The sequence below is a fragment of the Mycobacterium sp. 852002-10029_SCH5224772 genome, from assembly GCF_001667315.1.
Classification (GTDB): Bacteria; Actinomycetota; Actinomycetes; order Mycobacteriales; family Mycobacteriaceae; genus Mycobacterium.
In genome coordinates this window covers 23,467-45,246 of record NZ_LZHT01000094.1, presented here as the reverse complement: position 1 = coordinate 45,246, position 21,780 = coordinate 23,467, and the positions used below count along the sequence as shown (strand labels likewise).

Here is a 21,780-nt window from a genome sequence, read left to right as displayed (position 1 = left end):
CACGGCGACGCGCGTCCGGGGCGAATTCATGCCGACCGGGCCGGCGAGTGTGCTGCTGGCCGCACATTCGCAGCCGAAAAGACGGCAGGCCGCACACTCGTCGTCCACGCGACAAGCTGCGCCCGGCTGGGACACTGGCCGGCCGCGCTGGCCAAGACCACTAGGCTGGCGGGGTGTTTGAATCGCTGTCCGACCGATTGACCGGCGCTCTTGCCGGACTACGCGGCAAGGGTCGACTGACCGACGCCGATATCGAGGCCACCACCCGCGAGATCCGGCTGGCGCTGCTCGAAGCCGACGTGTCGTTGCCCGTGGTGCGCGCCTTCGTCACCCGGATCAAGGACCGCGCCAAAGGCGCCGAGGTCTCCGGTGCCCTCAACCCGGCGCAGCAGGTCGTCAAGATCGTCAACGAAGAACTCATCGGCATCCTGGGCGGACAGACCCGGCAGCTGGCGTTCGCGAAGACGCCGCCGACCGTCGTGATGCTCGCCGGCCTGCAGGGTTCCGGTAAGACGTCGCTGGCCGGCAAGTTGGCCGCCTGGCTGCGCGGTCAGGGGCACACCCCGCTGCTGGTGGCCTGTGACTTGCAGCGCCCCGCCGCGGTGAACCAGCTGCAGGTCGTCGGTGAGCGCGCCGGCGTGCCGGTGTTCGCGCCGCACCCCGGCGCGTCCCCCGAATCCGGGCCCGGCGACCCGGTCGCGGTGGCCGCGGCCGGCCTCGCCGAAGCCCGCTCGAGGCACCACGACGTCGTCATCGTCGACACCGCCGGCCGGCTGGGCATCGACGACGAGCTGATGGCCCAGGCCGCGGCCATCCGCGACGCCGTCAACCCCGACGAGGTCCTGTTCGTCCTGGACGCGATGATCGGCCAGGACGCCGTCACCACCGCGGAGGCATTCCGCGAGGGCGTCGGCTTCACCGGTGTGGTGCTGACCAAGCTCGACGGCGACGCCCGCGGTGGCGCGGCGCTCTCGGTGCGCGAGGTGACCGGCGTCCCAATCCTTTTCGCCTCCACCGGCGAGAAGCTGGAGGACTTCGACGTCTTCCACCCCGACCGGATGTCGAGCCGCATCCTGGGCATGGGCGACGTGCTGAGCCTGATCGAGCAGGCCGAGCAGGTCTTCGATGCCGAACAGGCCGAGGCCGCCGCGGTCAAGATCGGCAGCGGCGAGCTCACGCTCGAGGACTTCCTGGAACAGATGCTCGCCATCCGCAAGATGGGGCCGATCGGCAACCTGCTGGGCATGCTGCCCGGGGCCGGGCAGATGAAGGACGCGCTGGCCCAGGTCGACGACAAACAACTCGACCGCCTGCAGGCCATCATCCGCGGCATGACCCCCGCGGAGCGCGCGGACCCCAAGATCATCAACGCGTCGCGCCGGCTGCGCATCGCCAACGGTTCGGGTGTCGCGGTGTCCGACGTCAACCAGCTGGTCGACCGCTTCTTCGAGGCCCGCAAGATGATGTCGTCGATGCTCGGCGGCATGGGCATCCCCGGCATGGGCCGCAAGTCCGCCACCCGAAAGTCCAAGGGCGCGAAGGGCAAGAAGGGGAAGAAGGGCGGACGCGGTCCGACACCGCCCAAGAGCAGGAATCCGCTCGGTGCCATGCCGGGCATGCCCGCCGGGTTCCCCGACCTGTCGCAGATGCCCGAGGGCCTCGACGAGCTGCCACCCGGGCTGGCCGACTTCGACCTGTCCAAGCTGAAGTTCCCGGGCAAGCCGTGACGATCGCGAGCGCGGCGGAGCCGGGCGAAGCGGGTCGTCACCATGGGACCGGACGAAACTAGCCGCCGTGCGCATGCACGTGCGGGGCGTGGGGCTGCCCGACGAGACCGAGATCGAACTGTGGATCGTCGACGGCCGCATCAGCACCGAACCGGTCGCCGGCGCCGACACCGTCTTCGATGGCGGCTGGATCGTGCCCGGGCTGGTCGACGCCCACTGCCACGTCGGCCTCGGCCATCACGGTGAGATCCCGCTCGACGAGGCCATCGCCCAGGCCGAGATCGAACGCGACGTCGGCGCGTTGTTGTTGCGGGACTGCGGCTCGCCCACCGACACACGCAGCCTCGACGACCGTGACGACATGCCGCGCATCATCCGCGCCGGCAAACATCTGGCCAGGCCCAAGCGTTACGCGGCGGGCTTCTCGCGCGAGCTGGAAGACGAGTGGCAACTGCCCGAGGCGGTCGCCGAGGAGGCGCGCCGCGGCGACGGGTGGATCAAGCTCGTGGGCGACTGGATCGATCGCAGCGTCGGCGACCTCGCGCCGCTGTGGTCCGACGACGTGCTCAAGGCCGCGATCGAGACCGCCCACGCGCACGGCGCGCGAGTCACCGCGCACGTCTTCAGCGAGGACGCGCTGCCCGGACTGATCAACGCCGGCATCGACTGCATCGAGCACGGCACCGGGCTGGACGACGACACCATCGAGCTGATGGTCGAGCGCGGCACCGTGTTGGTCCCCACGCTGGTCAACATCGTCGAGAATTTCCCCGGCATCGCCGAGGCCGCCGCGAAGTATCCGGCCTACGCCGCCCACATGCGCGACCTGCACGCGCGCGGCCTGTCGCGGATCGCCGCCGCCCGCGAAGCGGGCGTGCCCATCTACGCGGGAAGTGACGCCGGCACCATGGTCGCGCCCGGCCGCATCGCCGACGAGGTCGAGGCGCTCAAGGGCATCGGGATGAGCCCGACGCAGGCGTTGGGGGCGGCCTGCTGGGACGCGCGGCGCTGGCTTGGCCGGCCCGGCCTCGACCACGGCGCCTCCGCCGACCTGCTGTGCTTCGCCCGCGATCCCCGGTCGGGACCCGCCGTTCTGAACAGGCCCGATCTGATCATGCTGCGCGGCACCATTTTCCGTTCACCCGCCTAGCCCGGCGCGTCGCCGACACGGCGCCCTTCGGTGGCGCACACTCACCCACAGACCCGTTGATTTCCACGGCTCGGCCTGGAAAAGATTGCGAGTGCTTGCTATCTATGTTAGCGTTCCGGCAACCGACGACTTGGAGGACGCCATGGCCTACGACGTGATCATTCGCGACGGATTGTGGTTCGACGGCACCGGCGACGCGCCGCTGACCCGCACGCTCGGCATCCGCGATGGCGTCGTCGTCGCCGTCTCGGCCGAGGCGCTGGACGAGACCGGCTGCACCGAGGTGATCGACGCGGCCGGCAAGTGGGTCGTGCCCGGCTTCCTCGACGTGCACACCCACTACGACGCCGAAGTCCTGCTGGATCCCGGCCTGCGCGAGTCCGTGCGCCACGGCGTCACCACGGTGCTGCTGGGCAACTGCTCGCTGTCCACGGTCTACGCCGATTCGCAGGACGCCGCCGATCTGTTCAGCCGGGTGGAGGCGGTGCCGCGCGAATACGTCTTCGGCGCGCTGAGTTCGGGCAGGACCTGGTCGACCGCGGCGGAATACGTCAAGGCGATCGACGCCCTGCCGCTCGGTCCCAATGTCGGTTCGCTGCTTGGGCATTCGGACTTGCGCACCTCGGTGCTCGGACTGGAACGGGCCACCGACGCCACGGTCCGGCCCACCGACGACGAGCTGGAGAAAATGGCGGCGCGGCTCGACGAGGCCCTCGACGCCGGGCTGCTCGGCATGTCCGGCATGGACGCGGCCATCGACAAACTCGACGGCGAACGCTTCCGGTCCCGCGCCCTGCCGTCCACCTTCGCGACGTGGCGGGAACGGCGCAAGCTGATCAAGATCCTGCGCAAGCGTGGCCGGATCCTGCAGAGCGCACCGAACCTGGAGAACCCGATACTGTCGCTGATGTTCTTTTTGACCAGTAGCCGAATCTTCGGGCGCGGCAGGGGAGTCCGGATGAGCATGCTGGTATCCGCGGACGCCAAGTCGATGCCGCTGGCCGTGCACACGTTCGGGTTGGGCACTCGGGTGCTCAACAAGCTGCTACGGTCCAGCGTGCGCTTCCAGCACCTGCCGGTACCGTTCGAATTGTATTCCGACGGAATCGATCTGCCGGTGTTCGAGGAGTTCGGCGCGGGCACCGCGGCGCTGCATCTGCGTGATCAGTTGCAGCGCAACGAACTTCTGGCCGACGAAGCCTACCGCCGGCGGTTCCGCCGCGAATTCGACCGCATCAAGCTCGGGCCGTCGCTGTGGCACCGCGACTTCCACGATGCGGTGATCGTCGAATGCCCCGATAAGACGTTGGTCGGCAAGAGCTTTGGCGCGATCGCCGACGAGCGTGGCCTGCACCCGCTGGACGCTTTCCTCGACGTGCTCGTCGAGAACGGCGAGCGCAACGTGCGGTGGACCACCATCGTGGCCAACCATCGGCCCAAGCAGCTCAACAAGCTCGCCGCCGACCCCAGCATCCACATGGGCTTCTCCGACGCCGGCGCGCACCTGCGCAACATGGCCTTCTACAACTTCGGACTGCGCATGCTCAAGCGCGTCCAGGACGCGCAGGCGGCGGGCGCGCCGTTCCTGTCGACCCAGCAGGCGGTGCACCGTCTCACCGGCGAACTGGCCGAGTGGTTCGGCATCGACGCCGGCACGCTGCGCCACGGCGACCGGGCGGACTTCGTCGTGATCGACCCGGCCGGTCTGGACGAATCGGTCGACGGTTACCACGAAGAAGAGGTGCCGTTCTACGGCGGCCTGCGCCGCATGGTCAACCGCAACGACGACGCCGTCGTCGCCACCGGCGTGGGTGGCGTCGTCGTGTTCAGCGGGGGCCAATTCCGCGACGGCTACGGGGAAACGGTGAAGTCGGGCCGCTACCTGCGGGCGGGTGAGCGCGCCCGTGGGCGCCACCGCGACTTGAGCCGAAGCGCCTGACGTGGCCAGAACTCAGCAACAGCGCCGCGAAGAAACCGTCGGGCGGCTGCTCGACGCGTGCATCGCCACCATCATCGAGATCGGTTATGCCCGGGTGTCGGCCGCGGTGATCACCAAGCGGGCCGGGGTGTCGGTCGGGGCGCTGTTCCGCCACTTCGACACCATGGGCGACTTCATGGCGGCCACGGCGTCCGAGGTGTTGCGTCGCCAGCTGGAGTCGTTCACCAAGCGCGTCACGGAGATACCGGCCGACCAGCCCGCGCTTGAAGCGGCGCTGGCGATCCTGCGCGACATCACCAGCGGTCCATCTAACGCCGTGCTCTACGAGCTCCTGGTCGCCGCCCGCACCGACGAAAAGCTCAGGGAGACTTTGCAACACGAGCTGGGGCAGTACGCCGCGAAGATCCACGACGCCGCCCGCGCGCTGCCGGGCGCCGACCGGTTCCCCGCCGACACCTTCCCGGTGTTCGTGGCGCTGATGACCAACGTGTTCGACGGGGCCGCCGTGGTGGAAGGGGTGCTGCCCCAACCGGAGATCGCGGCCCAGCGGATCCCGGTGTTGATGGCGCTGCTGACCGCGGCCCTGCCGGACACGGACTCCTGACGAGCGGCTACAGCGAGCCGATGCCGGACTGCGGGCTCTGGGCGAATCCCCAGTCGAACAGCGTCGCCGCCTGATCCCAGTACGTCGGTCCGCCCTCCTTGATCAGCCCGTACATCATGGCGATCACCAGCCGACGGCCACCGCGCGCGGCGGCCCCGACGAAGGTCTTGCGGGCGGCGTTGGTGAAGCCGGTCTTGCCGCCGATCGCGCCGGGATAGCGCTGTAACAGCTCGTCCTGGTTGGTGATCGGGTGATCGCCGTTGTCGCCGGGGAACATTGCCGAGGGCTCGGCGGTGATCTGCGCGAAGACCGGGTTTTGCATCGCGGCGCGGAAGATGACCGCCAGGTCGTGCGCCGTCGACGAGCCCGAACCCCCGGGGCCGTCCAGGCCGGACGGCGTCGCCGCGTGCGTGTTGGTGGCACCCAGTGAGGCCGCCTTGGCGTTCATCTTGGCGACGGTGACGTCCGGGCCGCCCAGCAGATGCGCCAGCGTGTTGGCGGCGTCGTTGCCCGAAACCAGCAGCAGGCCATCGAGGAGTTGGCGCGCGGTGTAGGTGCGGCCCGGTTTGATGCCGACGCAGTTGCACTCCACCTGGGTGTCGGCGACGTCGGCGACCACGGTGGAGTCCAGGCTCACCGAGTCCAGGACCACCTGGGCCAACAGCGTCTTGATGGTGCTCGCCGGCGGGTGGGCCACGTTCTGGTCGCGGCCGGCCAGCACCTGACCGCTGTCCAGGTCGGCGATGATCCAGGTTTGCGCCGGCCCGTCGGGAATCGGGATCGAGCCGGCGGGCTGGCTGCTGTCGGCCCGAGAAGTGGTGGGGCTCGCCAAGCTGACGGTGGCAGCGACGGCGAGCAGCGCCGCGGCCGTGCCCAAGAGCTTCCGCATGGGCGCAAAGTTTAACTTCCGGGGCCTCAGGGACATCTATTTCCGCCGTGAACGCGGCCCGGCCCCGTCGGCATAAAGTGCCCGTCGGCCGGTGTTCCACCAACTATGAGTGAGCGCATCGACTACGCACAGGTGGCCCCGCGGGGCGTACGAGCGCTGGGCGGTGTTCATATGTACGTGACCCAGTCGGGTCTGCCGCCTACGCTGCTGACCACCGTCTACCTGCGGATCTCACTGATCAACGGCTGCGCCTACTGCATCGACATGCACTCACGGGAATTGCGCGAATTAGGGGTCTCCAACGAGAAGATCGCCCTGGTTCCGGTATGGCACGAAGCGGGTGAGCTTTTCGACAGCCGCGAGCGAGCCGCCCTGGCGTGGGCGGAAACCGTCACCCGGATATCGGCCACGGGCGCGCCCGACCGCGCATACGCCGCGGTGTCGGAGCATTTCGACGACAAGGAACTGGTCGACCTGACGATCGCCATCGGGCTGATGAACGCCTACAACCGGTTGGCGATCAGCTTCCGCACCCCGCCGGCGGCGGTGAACGCGGAACACGCCCAAACACAGGGGAATTGACGACGCTATCCGCCGCACCGACGCGCCCGGTCGAGGCACTGCGGTGGCGATGACGACGCCGGGTGTTGAATCGATGCATGTTGAGCCTGGCCGAGATATCCGACCGCCTGGAGATCCAGCAGCTGCTGGTGGATTACTCCACCGCCATCGACAACCGCCGATTCGACGATCTGGACGAAGTGTTCACCCCCGACGCCTACATCGATTACACGGCGCTCGGAGGCATCGAAGGCCGCTTTCCCGAGGTGAAGAAATGGCTCGCCGAGGTGCTGCCCAACTTCCCGGTGTATTCACACATGCTCGGCAACTTCTCGGTGCGCATCGACGGGGACACGGCGTCGTCGCGGGTGATCTGCTTCAACCCGATGGTGCTGCCGGGCGACCCCGGAAAAAGGGGAGATCAGATCCTGTTCTGCGGGCTCTGGTACGACGACGAGTTCGTGCGCACGCCGCAGGGCTGGCGGATGAGCCGACGGGTCGAGACCAAGACCTTCCAGAAGGTCATGTGAGCGAATTTCTGATCGCCGCCCCTGTTCTGGCACAATAGGCGGCTGTCCGCCCGCGATCACGGTCGCGCGATGGTCAGAAACGCGAGGCAAAACCGGATCCGGGCATCCCGCCCCGATCGCTGAATTGCAGCGTGACACGCACAGGAGAGATCGCTTAACCATGGCTGTGAAGATCAAGCTCACCCGGCTTGGCAAGATCCGCAATCCCCAGTACCGCATCGCCGTCGCCGACGCGCGGACCCGGCGCGACGGGCGCTCCATCGAGGTCATCGGCCGCTACCACCCCAAGGAAGACCCGAGCCTGATCGAGATCGACTCCGAACGCGCCCAGTACTGGCTGTCCGTGGGTGCACAACCCACCGAGCCCGTCCTCAAGCTGCTGAAGATCACCGGTGACTGGCAGAAGTTCAAGGGTATGCCCGGCGCCGAGGGCCGCCTGAAGGTCAAGCCGGCCAAGCCCAGCAAGCTGGAGCTGTTCAACGCCGCGCTGGCCGAGGCCGAGGGCGGACCGACCACCGAGGCCGCGAAGCCGAAGAAGAAGGCCCCGGCGAAGAAGACCGCGAAGGCCGCCGAGGCGGAGTCACAGGCCGCCCCGGAGGCTCCCGCCGAGACCGCCGCCGAAACCAAGCCGGCCGAGGCGCCCGCCGAGGGCGGCGAGCAGGCCGAGTCGACGACCGAAAGCTGACCGCGGCGATGAGTACGGTTGTCGTTGACGCTGTTGAGCACCTGGTTCGCGGGATTGTCGACAACCCCGACGATGTCCGGGTGGACATGGTGACCAGCCGCCGTGGGCGGACGGTCGAAGTCCACGTCCATCCCGACGACTTGGGCAAGGTGATCGGCCGGGGCGGTCGCACGGCGACCGCGTTGCGCACGCTGGTCGCCGGTATCGGCGGCCGCGGCATCCGCGTCGACGTGGTGGACACCGACCAGTAGGCCAGCGCTGCTCATGGAACTCCCTTGGAGTTGACCGTCGGGCGTGTGGTGAAGGCGCACGGCATCAGCGGCGAGCTGGTCGTCGAAATTCGCACCGATGATCCCGCGGCCCGGTTTGCGCCGGGTAACACGTTGCGCGCCAAGCCCTCTCGTGGGGGTGCGGAACGCAGCTGCGTCATCGAGAGTGCGCGCGAGCACAGCGGGCGAATGCTGGTGCGATTGGCCGGTGTCACCGACCGCGACGCCGCCGACGCGCTGCGCGGCACCCTGTTCGTCGTCGATTCCGATGACCTGCCCGAGATCGACGAGCCGGACACCTATTACGACCATCAGCTCGAAGGCCTGCGCGTCCGCACGACCGGCGGCGAGCAGGTCGGTGTCGTCGCCGAGGTGCTGCACACCGCGGCCGGCGAACTGCTCGCGGTACGGCGCGAGGCGGGTGTGGCCGGCACCGAAAGCCCGGAAGTGTTGGTGCCCTTCGTGACCGCGATCGTCACCTCGGTGTCGCTGGACGACGGCACCATCGAGATCGATCCGCCCGACGGCCTGCTGGATCTGTAGGGGCCTTCCAGATGAGAATCGACGTCGTCACGATCTTTCCGGCCTACCTGGACCCGCTGCGGCAATCGTTGCCGGGCAAGGCGATCCAGTCCGGTCTGGTCGAGCTGGCCGTACACGACCTGCGGCGGTGGACGCACGACGTGCATCGCTCGGTCGACGATGCGCCCTACGGCGGCGGCCCGGGCATGGTGATGAAGGCGCCGGTGTGGGGCGATGCGCTCGACGAAATCTGCTCCGGCGAAACACTTTTGGTTGTTCCGACGCCGGCCGGCGCCCTGTTCACCCAGGCCACCGCCGCGCGCTGGAGCGCCGAGAAGCACCTGGCATTCGCGTGCGGCCGCTACGAGGGAATCGACCAGCGGGTCATCGAGGACGCCGGGCGGCGGATGCGGGTCGAAGAGGTCTCCATCGGCGACTACGTGTTGCCGGGCGGCGAGTCGGCCGCGGTGGTGATGATCGAGGCCGTGCTGCGCCTACTCGACGGCGTCCTCGGCAATCCCGCATCGCGCCTTGATGATTCGCACTCGCCAGCCCTGGACCGCCGTCTGGAGGGTCCCAGCTATACCCGGCCGCCGAGCTGGCGCGGACTGGAAGTCCCCGAGGTGCTGCTCTCCGGTGACCATGCGCGTATCGCCGCGTGGCGCCGGGAGATTTCGCTGCAGCGCACCCGCGAACGCCGCCCGGAGCTGCTGGAGCCGGGCCATTTGGCTGAGCCGGGCCATTGGCCTGAGCCCGGCGAGGATCCGCGAGACTAGAGGCCGCGCGCCCCCGCGTCGATGCGGCCCTCGGGGAAGATCGTCTTGACCGCCCGGGTGATGGTGTCGCGCGCGGTGGCGTCGTCGGAGGGCTGCAAAGACTGCACCACCATGATGTAGCGGTGGTCGGCCCCGATCACGCCCGTCGACAGATGCATCCAGTCGCTGCCGATGCAGCACATCCAGCCCTGCTTGACCGCGACCGGTTCGGCGTACAGGCCGTCCGGGATGCCGAACCGCTGCGGGTATCCGTCGACCCCGGTGGGCGTGGACTGGGCCAGGTCGTTCACGATGACCTGCGCCCCGTCGGCGGGCAGGCCCCCGGAGCCGTCCAGCAGCATCTCGTAATAGCGGATCAGGTCGGTCACCGAGCTCATCGTGTTCCACCAGCGCCCGTCGCTGGGTCCGGTGGTGGACGTCAGCCCGTAGCGGGTCGCTACCTCGGAGATGATGGCCGACCCGCCGCCCTGGCCCCAGAACCGCTCGGCCGCGCCGTCGTCGGAGGACTGCAGCATGATGTCGAGCGCCTGGCGGTCCTCAGCGCTCAGGGCGGTCTTGCCCTCGGCCTCGTGCAGCAGCAGATCGTCGGCGATGAACAGCTTCGCCACCGACGCGGTGCCCACGACCTGGCCGTTGCCGTGGGAAACCAGCTGGTGGGTGCGGCGGTCGAGGATGGCCACCGACAGCGCGGCGCCGCTGCCGGCGGCCTCGTCGGCGGCCTGCTGGACGCGGGCCTGCAGTTGAGCGAATCCCACGCTCGGCAGTGCCTGGGGCGGCGGCTCCTGCGGCGGTGTGGCGGCCTCGAGCATCAGTGCCGCCGACTGCGGCGGTGACGTTGCTGGCGGCCGCTGGGGGATGACCCGAACGGGCGCGCTGACCGGCAGGCTGTACACCTTGGCCTGAACCAGCGCCTCGGAACCGGCGGCCACCAGCAACGTCACCGCCGCGGTGGCGGTGAGCAGCGTCAGCGGCCGTACCCGCATTCGACTCCTCCGGCGTGACTTCGACGTGATGTGGACACACGTGCAAGGGCGGGACCCCTCGCGCCACCTGCACCGGCCCTCACGCCATGGTGCCCGCAGCGCGTTCTGACCCCAGTCATATGTACCATTCACCAGCGCGTTCGGCTCGCCGCGAACCGCCGACTTCGCGTGATTTTCGCGGCACGCACACTGTCTGGCACAATTGACCAGTTGTCTCCAGCGGTTGCAGGCCGGTTGGGCCGTTTCCCGCCTGCTGCGAGATACGCCAGAAAGCCCATCGGCCCGGCGACCGCCTCACACCTGCGTGTGGGTAGCTGCCGTCGGCCGCGACCGCAAGGAAGTGTCTCTCAGATGAACCGGCTGGACTTCGTCGATCAGGCGTCGCTGCGCGACGACATCCCGGTTTTCGGCCCGGGCGACACCATCAACGTGCACGTCAAGGTCATCGAGGGCGCCAAAGAGCGCATCCAGGTGTTCAAGGGCGTGGTGATCCGCCGCCAGGGCGGTGGCGTCCGCGAGACCTTCACCGTCCGCAAGGAAAGCTATGGCGTCGGCGTCGAGCGGACCTTCCCGGTGCACTCGCCCAACATCGACCACATCGAGGTGGTGACGCGCGGGGACGTCCGCCGCGCCAAGCTGTACTACCTGCGGGAGCTTCGCGGCAAGAAGGCCAAGATCAAGGAGAAGCGCTGAGCCGGGACGCCTTGGCGGCGCTGGTGATTCGCCTTAACGGATTCCGAAGCGGATCGCTCGCCGGGCCACAACCCGCGCTGGCTACGCTGATCTCGTGACCGACACCGCGGATTCATCTAACCCCCAGTCCCACGCTGGCGAATCAGATCCGAAGGTCTCTACGCGCAATCCGGAGACGCGCCCCCAGGACGCCGATACGGCGGACGGACCGGTCCCCGAACCAGGGCCGGTGGGGGAGGCACCCGATCCGGGCGAGGCCGACCGCGCCAAGCACTCCACGCTGCGCGAATTCGCTCTCCTGGCGGTGATCGCCGTCGTGCTCTACTACGTCATGTTGACCTTCGTGGCGCGGCCCTACCTGATTCCCTCGGAATCCATGGAGCCCACGTTGCACGGCTGTACGGGCTGCGTCGGCGACCGGATCATGGTGGACAAGGTCACCTATCGGTTCAGCGCGCCAAGCCCCGGGGACGTCATCGTGTTCAAGGGCCCGCCGCCCTGGAACCTCGGCTACAAGTCGATCCGGTCGAACAACACCGTGCTGCGCTGGGCGCAAAATGCGCTGTCCTTCATCGGCTTCGTGCCCCCGGACGAGAACGATCTGGTCAAGCGGATTATCGCGGTCGGGGGGCAGACGGTGGCGTGCCGCGCGGAGACCGGGCTGACGGTCGACGGCAAGCCGCTGAAGGAGCCCTACCTGGATCGCAACACCATGGCGGCCGACCCGTCCGTGTACCCCTGCCTGGGCAGTGAGTTCGGGCCGGTCGCGGTTCCGGCCGGACGGTTGTGGGTGATGGGCGACAACCGGACGCACTCGGCGGATTCGCGCGCCCACTGCACCAGCGTGCCCGCCGAGGCGCTCAAAGGTGTGTTGTGCACCGGTGATCCCACCTCGGGGACCGTGCCCGTGTCCAACGTCATCGGCAAGGCCAGGTTCATCGTGTGGCCCCCGTCCCGATGGGGCGGCGTGGAGTCGGTGAACCCGCAGCAGACTCGATAGCCATGGCTTGGATATGACCCAGACGTGGCCGCCACGGACGGTGATCCGGAAGTCGTCAGGGTTGCGCACCCTGGAATCGGCGCTGTACCGCAGCGGATTGGGCCCGGTGGCCGGCGTTGACGAGGTGGGCCGCGGCGCCTGCGCCGGCCCGCTGGTGGTGGCGGCCTGCGTGCTCGGGCCGGGGCGAATGGAAAGCCTTGCCGCGCTTGATGATTCCAAGAAGCTCACCGAGGCCGCCCGGGAAAAGTTGTTCCCCCTGATTCGCCGCTACGCGCTGGCCTACCACGTGGTGTTCATCCCGCCCGCCGAGGTGGACCGGCGCGGCGTGCATGTCGCCAACATCGAGGGGATGCGCCGCGCCGTCGCCGGGCTGGCACTGCGGCCGGGGTATGTGCTGAGCGACGGTTTCCGGGTGCCCGGTTTGGCGGTCCCGTCGCTGCCGGTGATCGGCGGCGATGCCGTCGCCGCGTGCATCGCGGCGGCCAGCGTGCTGGCCAAGGTCAGCCGGGACCGGCTGATGGTCGCCATGGATTCCGATCACCCCGGTTACGGTTTCGCCCTGCACAAGGGGTACAGCACGCCGGCGCACAGCACGGCGCTGGCGCAGCTGGGCCCCTGCCCGGAGCATCGTTATTCGTTCATCAATGTGCGGCGGGTCGCGAACGGGTCGGGCGCCAAGCTGGTGGCCGACTGCGCCCCGGACCCACCGCTGCAGCGCGACGGATATCGGTGAGGAAAGATGGGAACAGGATCCCGGGGACAGTATGTGGGAGAAGGACGTCTGAGCGGATGAGTGGCCGATGAGCGCAGAAGATCTCGAAAAGTACGAAACCGAGATGGAGCTCTCGCTCTACCGCGAATACAAGGACATCGTCGGCCAGTTCAGCTACGTCGTGGAAACCGAACGGCGCTTCTACCTCGCCAACAGCGTGGAGATGACGGCGCGCAACGCCGACGGCGAGGTCTACTTCGAGCTGCGGCTGTCTGACGCCTGGGTGTGGGACATGTACCGGCCGGCGCGGTTCGTCAAGCAGGTCCGGGTGGTCACCTTCAAGGACGTCAACATCGAAGAGGTCGAGAAGCCCGAGCTGCGGCTTCCCGAATAGCGCCGGGTGCCGTGACTACGTGTCGGGCCGAAGCTCGTTTTCCACCGCGGACGGCAGCTGACCGCGCTGATCGATGACGACGCGCGCCACGTCGGCCAGCTTGATATTCAGCGCCTGGGAGTGGCGGCGCAGCAGGTCGAACGCCTCGCTCTCGCTCATTTCGTGCAGCATCATCAAAATGCCGACCGCCTTGCCGATCTCGCGGTTGCTGAGCAGCCCCCGCCGCAGGCTGGCGGCGTCTTCCCCCTTGGCGACCGCGTTGATGGCGACGCTGGCGAAGGCGGCCAGCACCGCCGCTCGCCCGGCGGACTCGGCATCGAACACGTTCGGGGTATCGCTGAAAAGGTTGAGCGCCGCCCCTTTGCGTTTGTCGACCAGGAGGCGAAATCCCATCGCGCCCCGCACCGGCGTGTCCGCGACCAGGACCGCCGCCAGCTTGGGCCACAGCGACGGCGTGGTCAGGTCCGGGTCGACCTGGGGCGTCTCCTCCTCGATCGCGTCGATGCACGGCCCGTCGCCCGCGCGCCGCTCCAGCTCGTCGACCTGCTGGGCGAGGCGGTCACTGGCACCGACGGTGACGTATCGGTCGTTCTCGCGCACCAGGATGCTGGCGTGGTCGCAGCCGCGGATGGCCAGGGTGGCCGCGATGCAAATGGCCGAATACATCTCGTGGGCGTCCGAGCCTTGATAGATGATCTCGGCCAGAGCTGCGAAAACCGTCGCGGGGTCGGCTTTCTCCCCACCGGTCGGGGACGCGTCCGCGCGGGCTTTCGCTTCGTCCGCCATGCTGTTCCTCAATTCCTGCGGTGTCGGCGGTGTGGCTTGTCGGTCGCCGTAGATTATCGACCGCCGACCCCACACTTACACGCGGTTTGGTGTGGCTGCGCAGTTTCGGCCGACCGCGGGAGGGAAGGACGTCTACATGGGTGTGACCGTCGCGGTGACCGGACCCACCGGGGAGATCGGTATCTCCGCGGTGACGGCGCTGGAGCGCGAACCCGCCGTCGACGCCATCATCGGGATGGCTCGCCGCCCGTTCGACCCGTCCTCGCGCGGCTGGCTGAAGACCACCTATCAGCGGGGCGACATTCTGGACCGCGAGGCCGTCGATGCCGTGGTCGCACAGGCCGACGTGGTGATCCACCTCGCCTTCATCATCATGGGCTCGCGCGCCGAGAGCGACCGCGTCAACCTGCAGGGCACCCGCAATGTCTTCGAAGCAACGGTGGCCGCCGAACGACCGCGGCGCCTGGTGTACACCTCGTCGGTGGCGGCCTACGGCTATCACGCCGACAACCCGGTCCCGCTGACCGAGGACGTGCCGGTGCGCGGGTCCGCCGAGCATTACTACTCCGCGCAGAAGGCCGCTAGCGAGGCGATGCTCGCCGAGATCACCAAAGATTCGCCGCTGGAGGTCTTCGTCTTGCGGCCGTGTGTGGTCGTCGGGCCCAACGCCACCGCCCTGTCCGACGCCATGCCGTGGAATCAACTGCCCGGCCCCATGCGCGCCGTCGTCAAAGCGGTCAAGGCTATTCCCATGCTGAAGCCCGTGGTGCCCGACCCGGGTTTTCCGCTGCAACTGGTTCACCATGACGATGTCGCGTCCGCGATCGCGCTGGCGGCCACCGCCCCGGCGCCGCCGGGGGCGTACAACATCGCCGGTGACGGTGTGGTGGCGGTGGCCGACGTGGCCAAGGCGCTGGGTGCGCGGTCGGTGCGGGTTCCCGCCGTCGCGGCCTCGGCGGCCTCGGCGGCGATTTCGCGGCTGCCGCTGATGCCCTCCATGCTGGAATGGCTGCACACCGCGCGCACGTCGATGGTCATGGACACCACCAAGGCCAAGACCCAACTGGGCTGGCGGCCCGTCTACTCCTCCGCGCAGGCCTTGGCGGCGCTGGCTAAGACGGTCTAGGGCGGTCTAGGGCGGTCTGGGGTGGTCTGAGACCGCGAGCACCCGCGCCCTACCCGCAAAGCGGTAATTTGATGCTGTGAGGTCTCACCGTTCGGCCACGTCTGGGCCTGCCGCCGCCGATTACGACGAACACGCGGTCACCGTGACGCCCCGTAAGCGCGAGGCGGCGGGCGTTCGGGCGGTGATGGTTTCGCTGCAGCGGGGGTTCGAGCAGATGGGCGCGCTGCGCACCGCGGCGGCGCTGGCCCGGCTCAACCAGCGCAACGGCTTCGACTGCCCCGGCTGCGCGTGGCCCGAGGAGCACGGCGGGCGCAAGCTGGCCGAGTTCTGCGAGAACGGCGCCAAGGCCGTCGCGGAGGAGGCCACGAAACGCACCGTCACGCCGGAATTCTTCGCCCGGCACTCGATCGCCGAGCTGTCGGCAAAGCCCGAATATTGGCTTTCCCAGCAGGGCAGGCTCACCCACCCCGTGGTATTGCGCCCCGGTGACGACCACTACCGGCCCATCGGCTGGGACGCCGCCCATCGGTTGATCGCCGACGAACTGGGCGCCCTGGACAGCCCCGACGAGGCGGTGTTCTACACGTCGGGCCGCACCAGCAACGAGGCCGCGTTCTGCTACCAGCTGCTGGTCCGGTCTTTCGGCACGAACAACCTGCCGGACTGCTCCAACATGTGCCACGAGTCCTCGGGCTCGGCACTCACCGAGTCGATCGGCATCGGCAAGGGTTCGGTCACCGTCGAGGACGTCGAGCTCGCCGACCTGATCGTCATCGCCGGACAAAACCCGGGCACCAACCACCCGCGGATGCTGTCGGTGTTGGAGAAGGCAAAAGCCAACGGCGCCAACATCATTGCGGTGAACCCGCTGCCCGAAGCCGGATTGATCCGGTTCAAGGACCCCCAGAAGGTGCGCGGCGTGGTCGGCCACGGCATTCCGATCGCCGACGAATTCGTGCAGATTCGTCTCGGCGGCGACATGGCGCTGTTCGCCGGGCTGGGCAGACTGCTGCTCGAGGCCGACGGCCGCGCCCCGGGAACGGTCATCGACACCGCATTCGTCGAGGCGCATTGCGCGGGGTTCGACGAATACCGGCGGCGGACCCTCGACATCGACCTCGACGACGTGTTCGCCGCCACCGGCATCGAACGGCAACAGCTCGAACGCGTCGCCGCCATGCTGATGGCGTCGCGGCGGACGGTGGTGTGCTGGGCGATGGGCCTGACGCAGCACGCCCACGCGGTCGCCACCATCGGCGAGATCACCAACCTGCTGCTGCTGCGGGGCATGATCGGCAAGCCGGGCGCGGGAGTGTGCCCGGTGCGCGGACATTCCAACGTGCAGGGCGATCGCACGATGGGCATCTGGGAGCAGATGCCCGAGGAGTTTCTGGGAGCCCTGGATCGTCGGTTCGGCATCACCAGCCCCCGCAAGCACGGGTTTGACACCGTGGCCGCGATCCGGGCGATGCGCGACGGGCGGGCAAAGGTGTTTGTGGGAATGGGCGGCAACTTCGCGTCGGCCACCCCCGATACCGTCGTCACCGAGGCCGCCCTGCGCAATTGCGCGCTGACCGTGCAGATCTCGACCAAGCTCAACCGCAGCCACCTCGTGCACGGGAACACCGCGCTGATCCTGCCCACCCTCGGCCGCACCGACCGTGACATTCGTGGCGGGCGGAAACAAGTTGTCTCGGTTGAGGATTCGATGTCCATGGTGCATCTGTCACGCGGCAGCCTGCACCCGCCCGGCGACCAGGTGCGCAGCGAGGTGGAAATCGTCTGCCAGCTGGCCCGCACCCTTCTCGGTGCCGCGCACCCGGTTCCGTGGGAGAGCTTCGCGGCCGACTACGACACCATCCGCGACGCGATCGCCGCGGTGGTGCCCGGTTGCGCCGACTACAACCGCAAGGTGCGTGCGCCCGACGGGTTCCAGCTTCCGCACCCGCCGCGCGACACACGCGAATTCCACACCAGCACAGGGCGCGCCAACTTCGCCGCCGAGCCGCTGCAGTGGGTGCCGGTGCCCGCAGGCCGGCTGGTGCTGCAGACGATACGCAGCCACGACCAGTACAACACCACGATCTACGGCCTCGACGACCGCTATCGCGGGGTGAAGGGCGGTCGTCGGGTGGTGTTCATCAACCCCGCCGATATCGAAGCGCTGGGCCTGACCGCGGGCGGGCGCGTCGACCTGGTGTCGGAGTGGACGGACGCCGACGGCCGGCTAGAGGAACGGCGCGCGAAAGACTTTCTGGTGGTTGCGTATTCGACTCCGGTCGGCAATGCCGCCGCCTACTATCCGGAGACCAACTCGCTCGTTCCCCTCGATCACACCGCGGCGAAATCGAACACCCCGGTGTCGAAGGCCATCGTCATCCGGGTGGAGCCCGCGGTCGGCGGTGACATCGCGTAGTGGGGCACGTAACGTCGCGCCGGCGGGTGACGCACCTGACCGCCGAGAAAGCGATCACCCGATCGGAAACCCTGGTGGTCGAGGAGCCGTTGGAGATCCGGGTCGACGGCGCGCCGATCACCGTGACGATGCGCACGCCGGGATCGGATATCGAACTCGCCCAAGGCTTTTTGCTCACCGAGGGCGTCATCGGCGGCCGCGATGATGTGCACAGCATCCGTTACTGCGCGGGCCGCGGCGACGACGGCGCCAACACGTACAACGTGCTGGACGTGACGCTGGCCGCGGGGGTCCCCCCACCCGACCTCGATGTCACCCGCAACTTCTACACCACCTCGTCGTGCGGGGTCTGCGGCAAGGCGTCACTGGACGCGGTGCGGTTGATCAGCCGGTTCACCCCGGGCGCCGATCCCGCCACCGTCGCCGCGAGCACGCTGCAGGCGATGCCCGACCAACTTCGTGCCGCGCAGAAGGTCTTCGACAGCACCGGGGGACTGCACGCGGCGGCACTGTTCGGGGCCGACGGCGAGATGTTGGTGGTGCGCGAGGACGTGGGCCGGCACAACGCGGTCGACAAGGTGATCGGCTGGGCGTTGGAGCATCGGCGGATACCGCTGCACGCCTCGGTGTTGCTGGTCAGCGGACGGGCGTCGTTCGAGTTGACCCAGAAGGCCGTGATGGCGGGGATTCCGGTGCTGGCGGCCGTGTCCGCGCCGTCGTCGCTGGCGGTCTCGCTGGCCGAGGAGTCCGGCATCACGCTGGTGGCGTTCTTGCGGCAGGACTCGATGAACATCTACACCAGGGCCGACCGCATCACCTAGCCACGGTCGGGGTTGCCCCGCCGGCTGTGGATGGACGCCGCACTGGGGATAACCGGCCGGCGCGAGTGGCTGCGGGGCGCGTCGGCGGTCCGCCCCGTCAGGGTCACCGGGCACGGTGGCCGCATGACAACCGAAACGACGATGACCCGGATCCAGCTGGGGGCGATGGGTGAGGCGCTCGCCGTGGATCATCTGACGCGGACGGGCTTGCGGATCCTGCACCGCAACTGGCGCTGCCGTTACGGCGAACTCGACATCATCGCCTGCGACGACACTTCAACGGTGGTGTTCGTCGAGGTCAAAACCCGCACCGGCGACGGGTACGGGGGACTGGCGCATGCCGTCACGCCACGCAAAGTCCGGCGGTTGCGCAGGCTGGCCGGGCTGTGGCTGGCCGGCCAGGATCGGCGTTGGGCGGCGATCCGCATCGATGTGATCGGCGTGCGGGTCGGTCGCCGCCGCACCCCCGAGATCACGCACCTGCAAGGGATCGGCTGATGGCGCTGGGGCGCGCGTTCTCCGTCGCGGTGCGCGGCGTGGACGGCGAGATCGTGGAGATCGAAGCCGACATCACGTCCGGACTGCCGGGCGTGCACCTGGTGGGTCTGCCCGACGCCTCGCTGCAGGAGTCGCGCGACCGGGTCCGGGCCGCGGTCGCCAACTGCGGCAACACCTGGCCGATGGCGCGGCTCACGCTGGCGTTGTCGCCGGCGACGCTGCCGAAGATGGGCTCCGTGTACGACATCGCCCTGGCCGCGGCGGTGCTCTCGGCGCAGCGAAGGAACCCGTGGGACCGGCTGGAGAAAACGGTGCTGCTGGGCGAGCTGTCACTGGACGGACGGGTCCGGCCGGTGCGCGGAGTGCTGCCCGCCGTGCTCGCCGCCAAACGCGACGGATGGCCGGCCGTGGTGGTCCCGGTGGACAACCTTGCCGAGGCCAGCCTGGTGGACGGCATCGACGTGTGGGGCGTGCGGACCCTGGGGCAGCTGCAGAAATGGCTCGGCGGCACCGGCGCCCTGCACAACCGGATCCGTCCGGACGGCACCATCGAGGAGCCGGTGATGGATCTGGTCGACGTGGTCGGGCAGACGCAGGCGCGCTTCGCGGTGGAGGTGGCTGCCGCCGGGGCACACCACCTGATGCTCACCGGCCCGCCGGGAGTGGGCAAAACGATGCTCGCGCAACGCCTTCCGGGCCTGCTGCCGCCGCTGTCGGAAAGCGAGTCACTGGAAGTCACCGCGATCCATTCGGTGGCCGGGTTGCTGTCGGGGGACACTCCGTTGATCACCCGGGCGCCGTTCGTGGCGCCCCATCACAGTTCCAGCGTCGCGGCCTTGGTCGGCGGGGGCTCCGGGATGGCGCGCCCCGGCGCCGTCAGCCGGGCCCATCGCGGGGTGCTGTTCCTCGACGAGTGCGCCGAGATCCGGGTGAGCGCTCTGGAGGCGTTGCGAACACCGTTGGAGGACGGGGAGATTCGCCTTGCCCGCCGCGACGGGGTGGCGTGTTATCCGTCCCGATTCCAGCTGGTGCTGGCCGCCAACCTGTGTCCGTGCGCGCCGGCCAATCCGCAGGACTGCATGTGCCCGGCGGCATCCAAACGCCGTTACCTGGGCAAGTTGTCCGGGCCCCTGCTGGACCGCGTGGACCTGCGGGTGCAGATGGATCCCGTGCGGGCAACCGCGTTCTCGGGACGCGACGGCGAATCCACGGCACAGGTTCGTCACCGGGTAGCGGCGGCGCGCGAGGCCGCCGCGCAGCGCTGGCAGCCGCACGGCTTCCGCACCAATGCCGAGGTCAGCGGGACCCTGCTGCGCCGAAAGTTCCGTCCCAGCACCGCGGCGATGGAGCCGCTGCAACGGGCGCTGGATCGCGGGTTGCTGAGCATCCGCGGGCTCGATCGCACGTTGCGGGTGGCGTGGAGCTTGGCCGACCTGGCCGGCCGCACGTCGCCCGGGCTCGACGAGGTCGCGGCCGCGCTCAGCTTCCGCCAGCCCGGGGCGCAGCGATGAGCGCCGCAACCGACGGTGCCGCGCTGCGCGCGTGGGCCTATCTGTCCCGGGTGGCCGAACCGCCCTGCGCCGGGCTCGCCGCCCTGGTGCAACGCGCCGGGCCGGTCGAGGCGGCCGAGCGGGTCCGGCGCGGATCGGTCGACGAGGATCTGGCGCGGCACACCGAGGCCAGGCGCGACATCGACACCTCCGCGGCCGATCTCGAGACGATCGCGCGGCGGGGCGGGCGGTTGATCACCCCCGACGACGACGAGTGGCCGCTGCTGGCGTTCGCCGCATTCCGCGGCGCCGAACCACGCCGCCGCGGCGGCCCACCGATGGTTGTGCCGATGGTGTTGTGGGCGCAGGGACCCGCCCGACTCGATGAGGTCGCGCAACGGGCGGCCGCCGTGGTGGGGACGCGCGCTTCGACGCCCTATGGCGAGCAGGTGGCCCGCGAACTGGCGGCCGATTTGGCGCAGCGCGACGTCGCTGTCGTCTCGGGCGGCGCCTACGGCATCGACGGCGCCGCGCACCGGGCGGTGCTGGACTGCGACGGGGTCACCGTGGCGGTCCTCGCTGGCGGGCTCGACGTCCCCTACCCGAGCGGGCACACCGCGCTGCTGCACCGCATCGGCCAGCACGGGCTGTTGTTCACCGAATACGCGCCCGGTGTCCGCCCGGCCCGCCACCGATTCCTGACCCGCAATCGCCTGGTGGCCGCCGTCGCGGGCGCGGCAGTGGTGGTGGAAGCGGGTCTGCGCAGCGGCGCCGGGAACACCGCGGCCTGGGCGCGCGCGTTGGGGAGAGTGGTGGCCGCGGTGCCCGGGCCCGTGACGTCGTCGGCGTCGGCGGGTTGCCACGCTCTGCTGCGCGACGGCGCCGAGCTGGTCACCCGCGCCGACCACATCGTCGAGCTCATCGGCCACATCGGCGAATTGGCCCCCGACGAGCCGCGCCCGGTCACACCGTTGGACGGCCTGAGCGACGCAGAGCGCCGGGTATACGAGGCGTTGCCCGGCCGCGGCGCCGCCACCGTCGACGAGACCGCGGTCGCGTCGGGGCTGATACCCGAACAGGTGCTCGGGCCGCTGGCGATGCTCGAGCTGGCCGGGTTGGTGCAGCGACAGGACGGGCGCTGGCGAATCGTCCGCGCCGCCGCAGCCCGAGCCGCGCCGACGCGGCGACTCGTATAGTCGACGGCGAGTC

At 69.1% G+C, this 21,780-nt stretch carries 21 protein-coding genes and 2 pseudogenes; 20 read left to right on the top strand and 3 right to left on the bottom strand.

The window, feature by feature from the left end:
• Positions 1 to 173 precede the first annotated feature (173 nt).
• From ffh to A5775_RS16945, 4 genes and pseudogenes are all read left to right on the top strand, one after another.
• Positions 174 to 1,727 carry a signal recognition particle protein gene (gene ffh, locus A5775_RS16960; protein WP_067254834.1) on the top strand — a complete coding sequence of 518 codons (1,554 nt, stop codon included), beginning with the start codon at positions 174 to 176 and terminating at the stop codon, positions 1,725 to 1,727.
• A gap of 73 nt (positions 1,728 to 1,800) precedes the next feature.
• Positions 1,801 to 2,877 (top strand): amidohydrolase family protein, encoded by a 1,077-nt coding sequence (locus A5775_RS16955; RefSeq protein ID WP_156660744.1) that lies wholly within the window; start codon positions 1,801 to 1,803, stop codon positions 2,875 to 2,877.
• 104 nt (positions 2,878 to 2,981) lie between these two features.
• Positions 2,982 to 4,816 (top strand): annotated as a pseudogene (locus A5775_RS16950) (amidohydrolase family protein).
• Position 4,817: 1 nt separating this feature from the next.
• Positions 4,818 to 5,420: a TetR/AcrR family transcriptional regulator gene (locus tag A5775_RS16945; protein WP_067254824.1), complete on the top strand. Its 603-nt coding sequence runs from the start codon at positions 4,818 to 4,820 to the stop codon at positions 5,418 to 5,420.
• A 7-nt stretch (positions 5,421 to 5,427) separates the two neighbouring features.
• Here the strand turns inward: A5775_RS16945 and A5775_RS16940 are convergent, their stop codons facing one another.
• Positions 5,428 to 6,309 carry a D-alanyl-D-alanine carboxypeptidase family protein gene (locus A5775_RS16940; protein ID WP_067254821.1) on the bottom strand — a complete coding sequence of 294 codons (882 nt, stop codon included), beginning with the start codon at positions 6,307 to 6,309 and terminating at the stop codon, positions 5,428 to 5,430.
• Positions 6,310 to 6,414: 105 nt separating this feature from the next.
• Here A5775_RS16940 and A5775_RS16935 point away from each other — a divergent pair, with 105 nt between their 5' ends.
• From A5775_RS16935 to trmD, 6 genes are all read left to right on the top strand, one after another.
• A complete protein-coding gene (locus tag A5775_RS16935; RefSeq protein ID WP_067254818.1) occupies positions 6,415 to 6,891 on the top strand; it encodes a carboxymuconolactone decarboxylase family protein in 477 nt (158 codons plus the stop codon).
• 77 nt (positions 6,892 to 6,968) lie between these two features.
• Entirely contained in the window at positions 6,969 to 7,400 is a 432-nt protein-coding gene (locus A5775_RS16930; RefSeq protein WP_067254814.1) for a nuclear transport factor 2 family protein, read from the top strand.
• Between the two features lie 160 nt (positions 7,401 to 7,560).
• Positions 7,561 to 8,085 (top strand): 30S ribosomal protein S16, encoded by a 525-nt coding sequence (rpsP, locus tag A5775_RS16925; protein ID WP_067254811.1) that lies wholly within the window; start codon positions 7,561 to 7,563, stop codon positions 8,083 to 8,085.
• Between the two features lie 8 nt (positions 8,086 to 8,093).
• Entirely contained in the window at positions 8,094 to 8,336 is a 243-nt protein-coding gene (locus tag A5775_RS16920; protein WP_003878715.1) for an RNA-binding protein, read from the top strand.
• A gap of 24 nt (positions 8,337 to 8,360) precedes the next feature.
• Positions 8,361 to 8,897, top strand: coding sequence for a ribosome maturation factor RimM (gene rimM, locus A5775_RS16915; RefSeq protein WP_067254808.1), 537 nt, complete (start codon positions 8,361 to 8,363; stop codon positions 8,895 to 8,897).
• Between the two features lie 11 nt (positions 8,898 to 8,908).
• A complete protein-coding gene (trmD, locus tag A5775_RS16910) occupies positions 8,909 to 9,652 on the top strand; it encodes a tRNA (guanosine(37)-N1)-methyltransferase TrmD (protein ID WP_067254803.1) in 744 nt (247 codons plus the stop codon).
• Here the strand turns inward: trmD and A5775_RS16905 are convergent.
• A complete protein-coding gene (locus A5775_RS16905) occupies positions 9,649 to 10,635 on the bottom strand; it encodes a hypothetical protein (RefSeq protein WP_067254800.1) in 987 nt (328 codons plus the stop codon). The genes trmD and A5775_RS16905 overlap by 4 nt on opposite strands.
• Positions 10,636 to 10,986: 351 nt before the next feature.
• Here A5775_RS16905 and rplS point away from each other — a divergent pair, with 351 nt between their 5' ends.
• From rplS to A5775_RS16885, 4 genes and pseudogenes are all read left to right on the top strand, one after another.
• Positions 10,987 to 11,328, top strand: coding sequence for a 50S ribosomal protein L19 (gene rplS, locus A5775_RS16900; protein WP_055403251.1), 342 nt, complete (start codon positions 10,987 to 10,989; stop codon positions 11,326 to 11,328).
• Between the two features lie 229 nt (positions 11,329 to 11,557).
• Complete coding sequence (gene lepB / locus A5775_RS16895; protein ID WP_369827887.1) at positions 11,558 to 12,328, top strand: signal peptidase I; 771 nt, start codon at positions 11,558 to 11,560, stop codon at positions 12,326 to 12,328.
• A gap of 13 nt (positions 12,329 to 12,341) precedes the next feature.
• A pseudogene (locus A5775_RS16890) lies at positions 12,342 to 13,113 on the top strand (ribonuclease HII).
• 15 nt (positions 13,114 to 13,128) lie between these two features.
• Positions 13,129 to 13,434, top strand: coding sequence for a DUF2469 domain-containing protein (locus A5775_RS16885; RefSeq protein ID WP_067254791.1), 306 nt, complete (start codon positions 13,129 to 13,131; stop codon positions 13,432 to 13,434).
• A 15-nt stretch (positions 13,435 to 13,449) separates the two neighbouring features.
• Here the strand turns inward: A5775_RS16885 and A5775_RS16880 are convergent, their stop codons facing one another.
• Positions 13,450 to 14,220, bottom strand: a complete 771-nt coding sequence (locus A5775_RS16880) for a GAF and ANTAR domain-containing protein (RefSeq protein ID WP_067254787.1) — start codon at positions 14,218 to 14,220, stop codon at positions 13,450 to 13,452.
• A 136-nt stretch (positions 14,221 to 14,356) separates the two neighbouring features.
• On the opposite strand from A5775_RS16880, the gene A5775_RS16875 reads away from it, so the two are divergent.
• The 6 genes from A5775_RS16875 (at position 14,357) to dprA (ending at position 21,767) form a co-directional block, all read left to right on the top strand.
• Positions 14,357 to 15,346: an NAD-dependent epimerase/dehydratase family protein gene (locus A5775_RS16875; RefSeq protein WP_067255031.1), complete on the top strand. Its 990-nt coding sequence runs from the start codon at positions 14,357 to 14,359 to the stop codon at positions 15,344 to 15,346.
• A gap of 76 nt (positions 15,347 to 15,422) precedes the next feature.
• Complete coding sequence (locus tag A5775_RS16870; RefSeq protein WP_067254784.1) at positions 15,423 to 17,762, top strand: FdhF/YdeP family oxidoreductase; 2,340 nt, start codon at positions 15,423 to 15,425, stop codon at positions 17,760 to 17,762.
• Positions 17,762 to 18,583 (top strand): formate dehydrogenase accessory sulfurtransferase FdhD, encoded by an 822-nt coding sequence (gene fdhD, locus A5775_RS16865; RefSeq protein WP_067254780.1) that lies wholly within the window; start codon positions 17,762 to 17,764, stop codon positions 18,581 to 18,583. The genes A5775_RS16870 and fdhD overlap by 1 nt, the downstream gene beginning before the upstream one ends.
• Positions 18,584 to 18,706: 123 nt before the next feature.
• Complete coding sequence (locus tag A5775_RS16860; protein WP_067255028.1) at positions 18,707 to 19,081, top strand: YraN family protein; 375 nt, start codon at positions 18,707 to 18,709, stop codon at positions 19,079 to 19,081.
• Complete coding sequence (locus A5775_RS16855; protein WP_067254777.1) at positions 19,081 to 20,592, top strand: YifB family Mg chelatase-like AAA ATPase; 1,512 nt, start codon at positions 19,081 to 19,083, stop codon at positions 20,590 to 20,592. Before A5775_RS16860 ends, A5775_RS16855 begins: the two co-directional genes overlap by 1 nt.
• On the top strand, positions 20,589 to 21,767 hold the full coding sequence (dprA, locus tag A5775_RS16850; RefSeq protein WP_067254774.1) for a DNA-processing protein DprA: 1,179 nt from the start codon (positions 20,589 to 20,591) through the stop codon (positions 21,765 to 21,767). Before A5775_RS16855 ends, dprA begins: the two co-directional genes overlap by 4 nt.
• The last annotated feature ends 13 nt before the right edge of the window (positions 21,768 to 21,780 follow it).

Bases quoted from the DNA above. Each gene is read 5' to 3' on its own strand.
- A5775_RS16935 (WP_067254818.1), top strand. From the start codon at position 6,415: ATGAGTGAGCGCATCGACTACGCACAGGTGGCCCCGCGGGGCGTACGA.
- A5775_RS16955 (WP_156660744.1), top strand. From the start codon at position 1,801: ATGCACGTGCGGGGCGTGGGGCTGCCCGACGAGACCGAGATCGAACTG.
- rplS (WP_055403251.1), top strand. From the start codon at position 10,987: ATGAACCGGCTGGACTTCGTCGATCAGGCGTCGCTGCGCGACGACATC.
- A5775_RS16880 (WP_067254787.1), bottom strand. From the start codon at position 14,220: ATGGCGGACGAAGCGAAAGCCCGCGCGGACGCGTCCCCGACCGGTGGG.
- A5775_RS16860 (WP_067255028.1), top strand. From the start codon at position 18,707: ATGACAACCGAAACGACGATGACCCGGATCCAGCTGGGGGCGATGGGT.
- A5775_RS16875 (WP_067255031.1), top strand. From the start codon at position 14,357: ATGGGTGTGACCGTCGCGGTGACCGGACCCACCGGGGAGATCGGTATC.
- A5775_RS16855 (WP_067254777.1), top strand. From the start codon at position 19,081: ATGGCGCTGGGGCGCGCGTTCTCCGTCGCGGTGCGCGGCGTGGACGGC.
- trmD (WP_067254803.1), top strand. From the start codon at position 8,909: ATGAGAATCGACGTCGTCACGATCTTTCCGGCCTACCTGGACCCGCTG.
- A5775_RS16940 (WP_067254821.1), bottom strand. From the start codon at position 6,309: ATGCGGAAGCTCTTGGGCACGGCCGCGGCGCTGCTCGCCGTCGCTGCC.
- rpsP (WP_067254811.1), top strand. From the start codon at position 7,561: ATGGCTGTGAAGATCAAGCTCACCCGGCTTGGCAAGATCCGCAATCCC.
- A5775_RS16905 (WP_067254800.1), bottom strand. From the start codon at position 10,635: ATGCGGGTACGGCCGCTGACGCTGCTCACCGCCACCGCGGCGGTGACG.
- dprA (WP_067254774.1), top strand. From the start codon at position 20,589: ATGAGCGCCGCAACCGACGGTGCCGCGCTGCGCGCGTGGGCCTATCTG.
- A5775_RS16885 (WP_067254791.1), top strand. From the start codon at position 13,129: ATGAGCGCAGAAGATCTCGAAAAGTACGAAACCGAGATGGAGCTCTCG.
- A5775_RS16930 (WP_067254814.1), top strand. From the start codon at position 6,969: ATGTTGAGCCTGGCCGAGATATCCGACCGCCTGGAGATCCAGCAGCTG.
- A5775_RS16920 (WP_003878715.1), top strand. From the start codon at position 8,094: ATGAGTACGGTTGTCGTTGACGCTGTTGAGCACCTGGTTCGCGGGATT.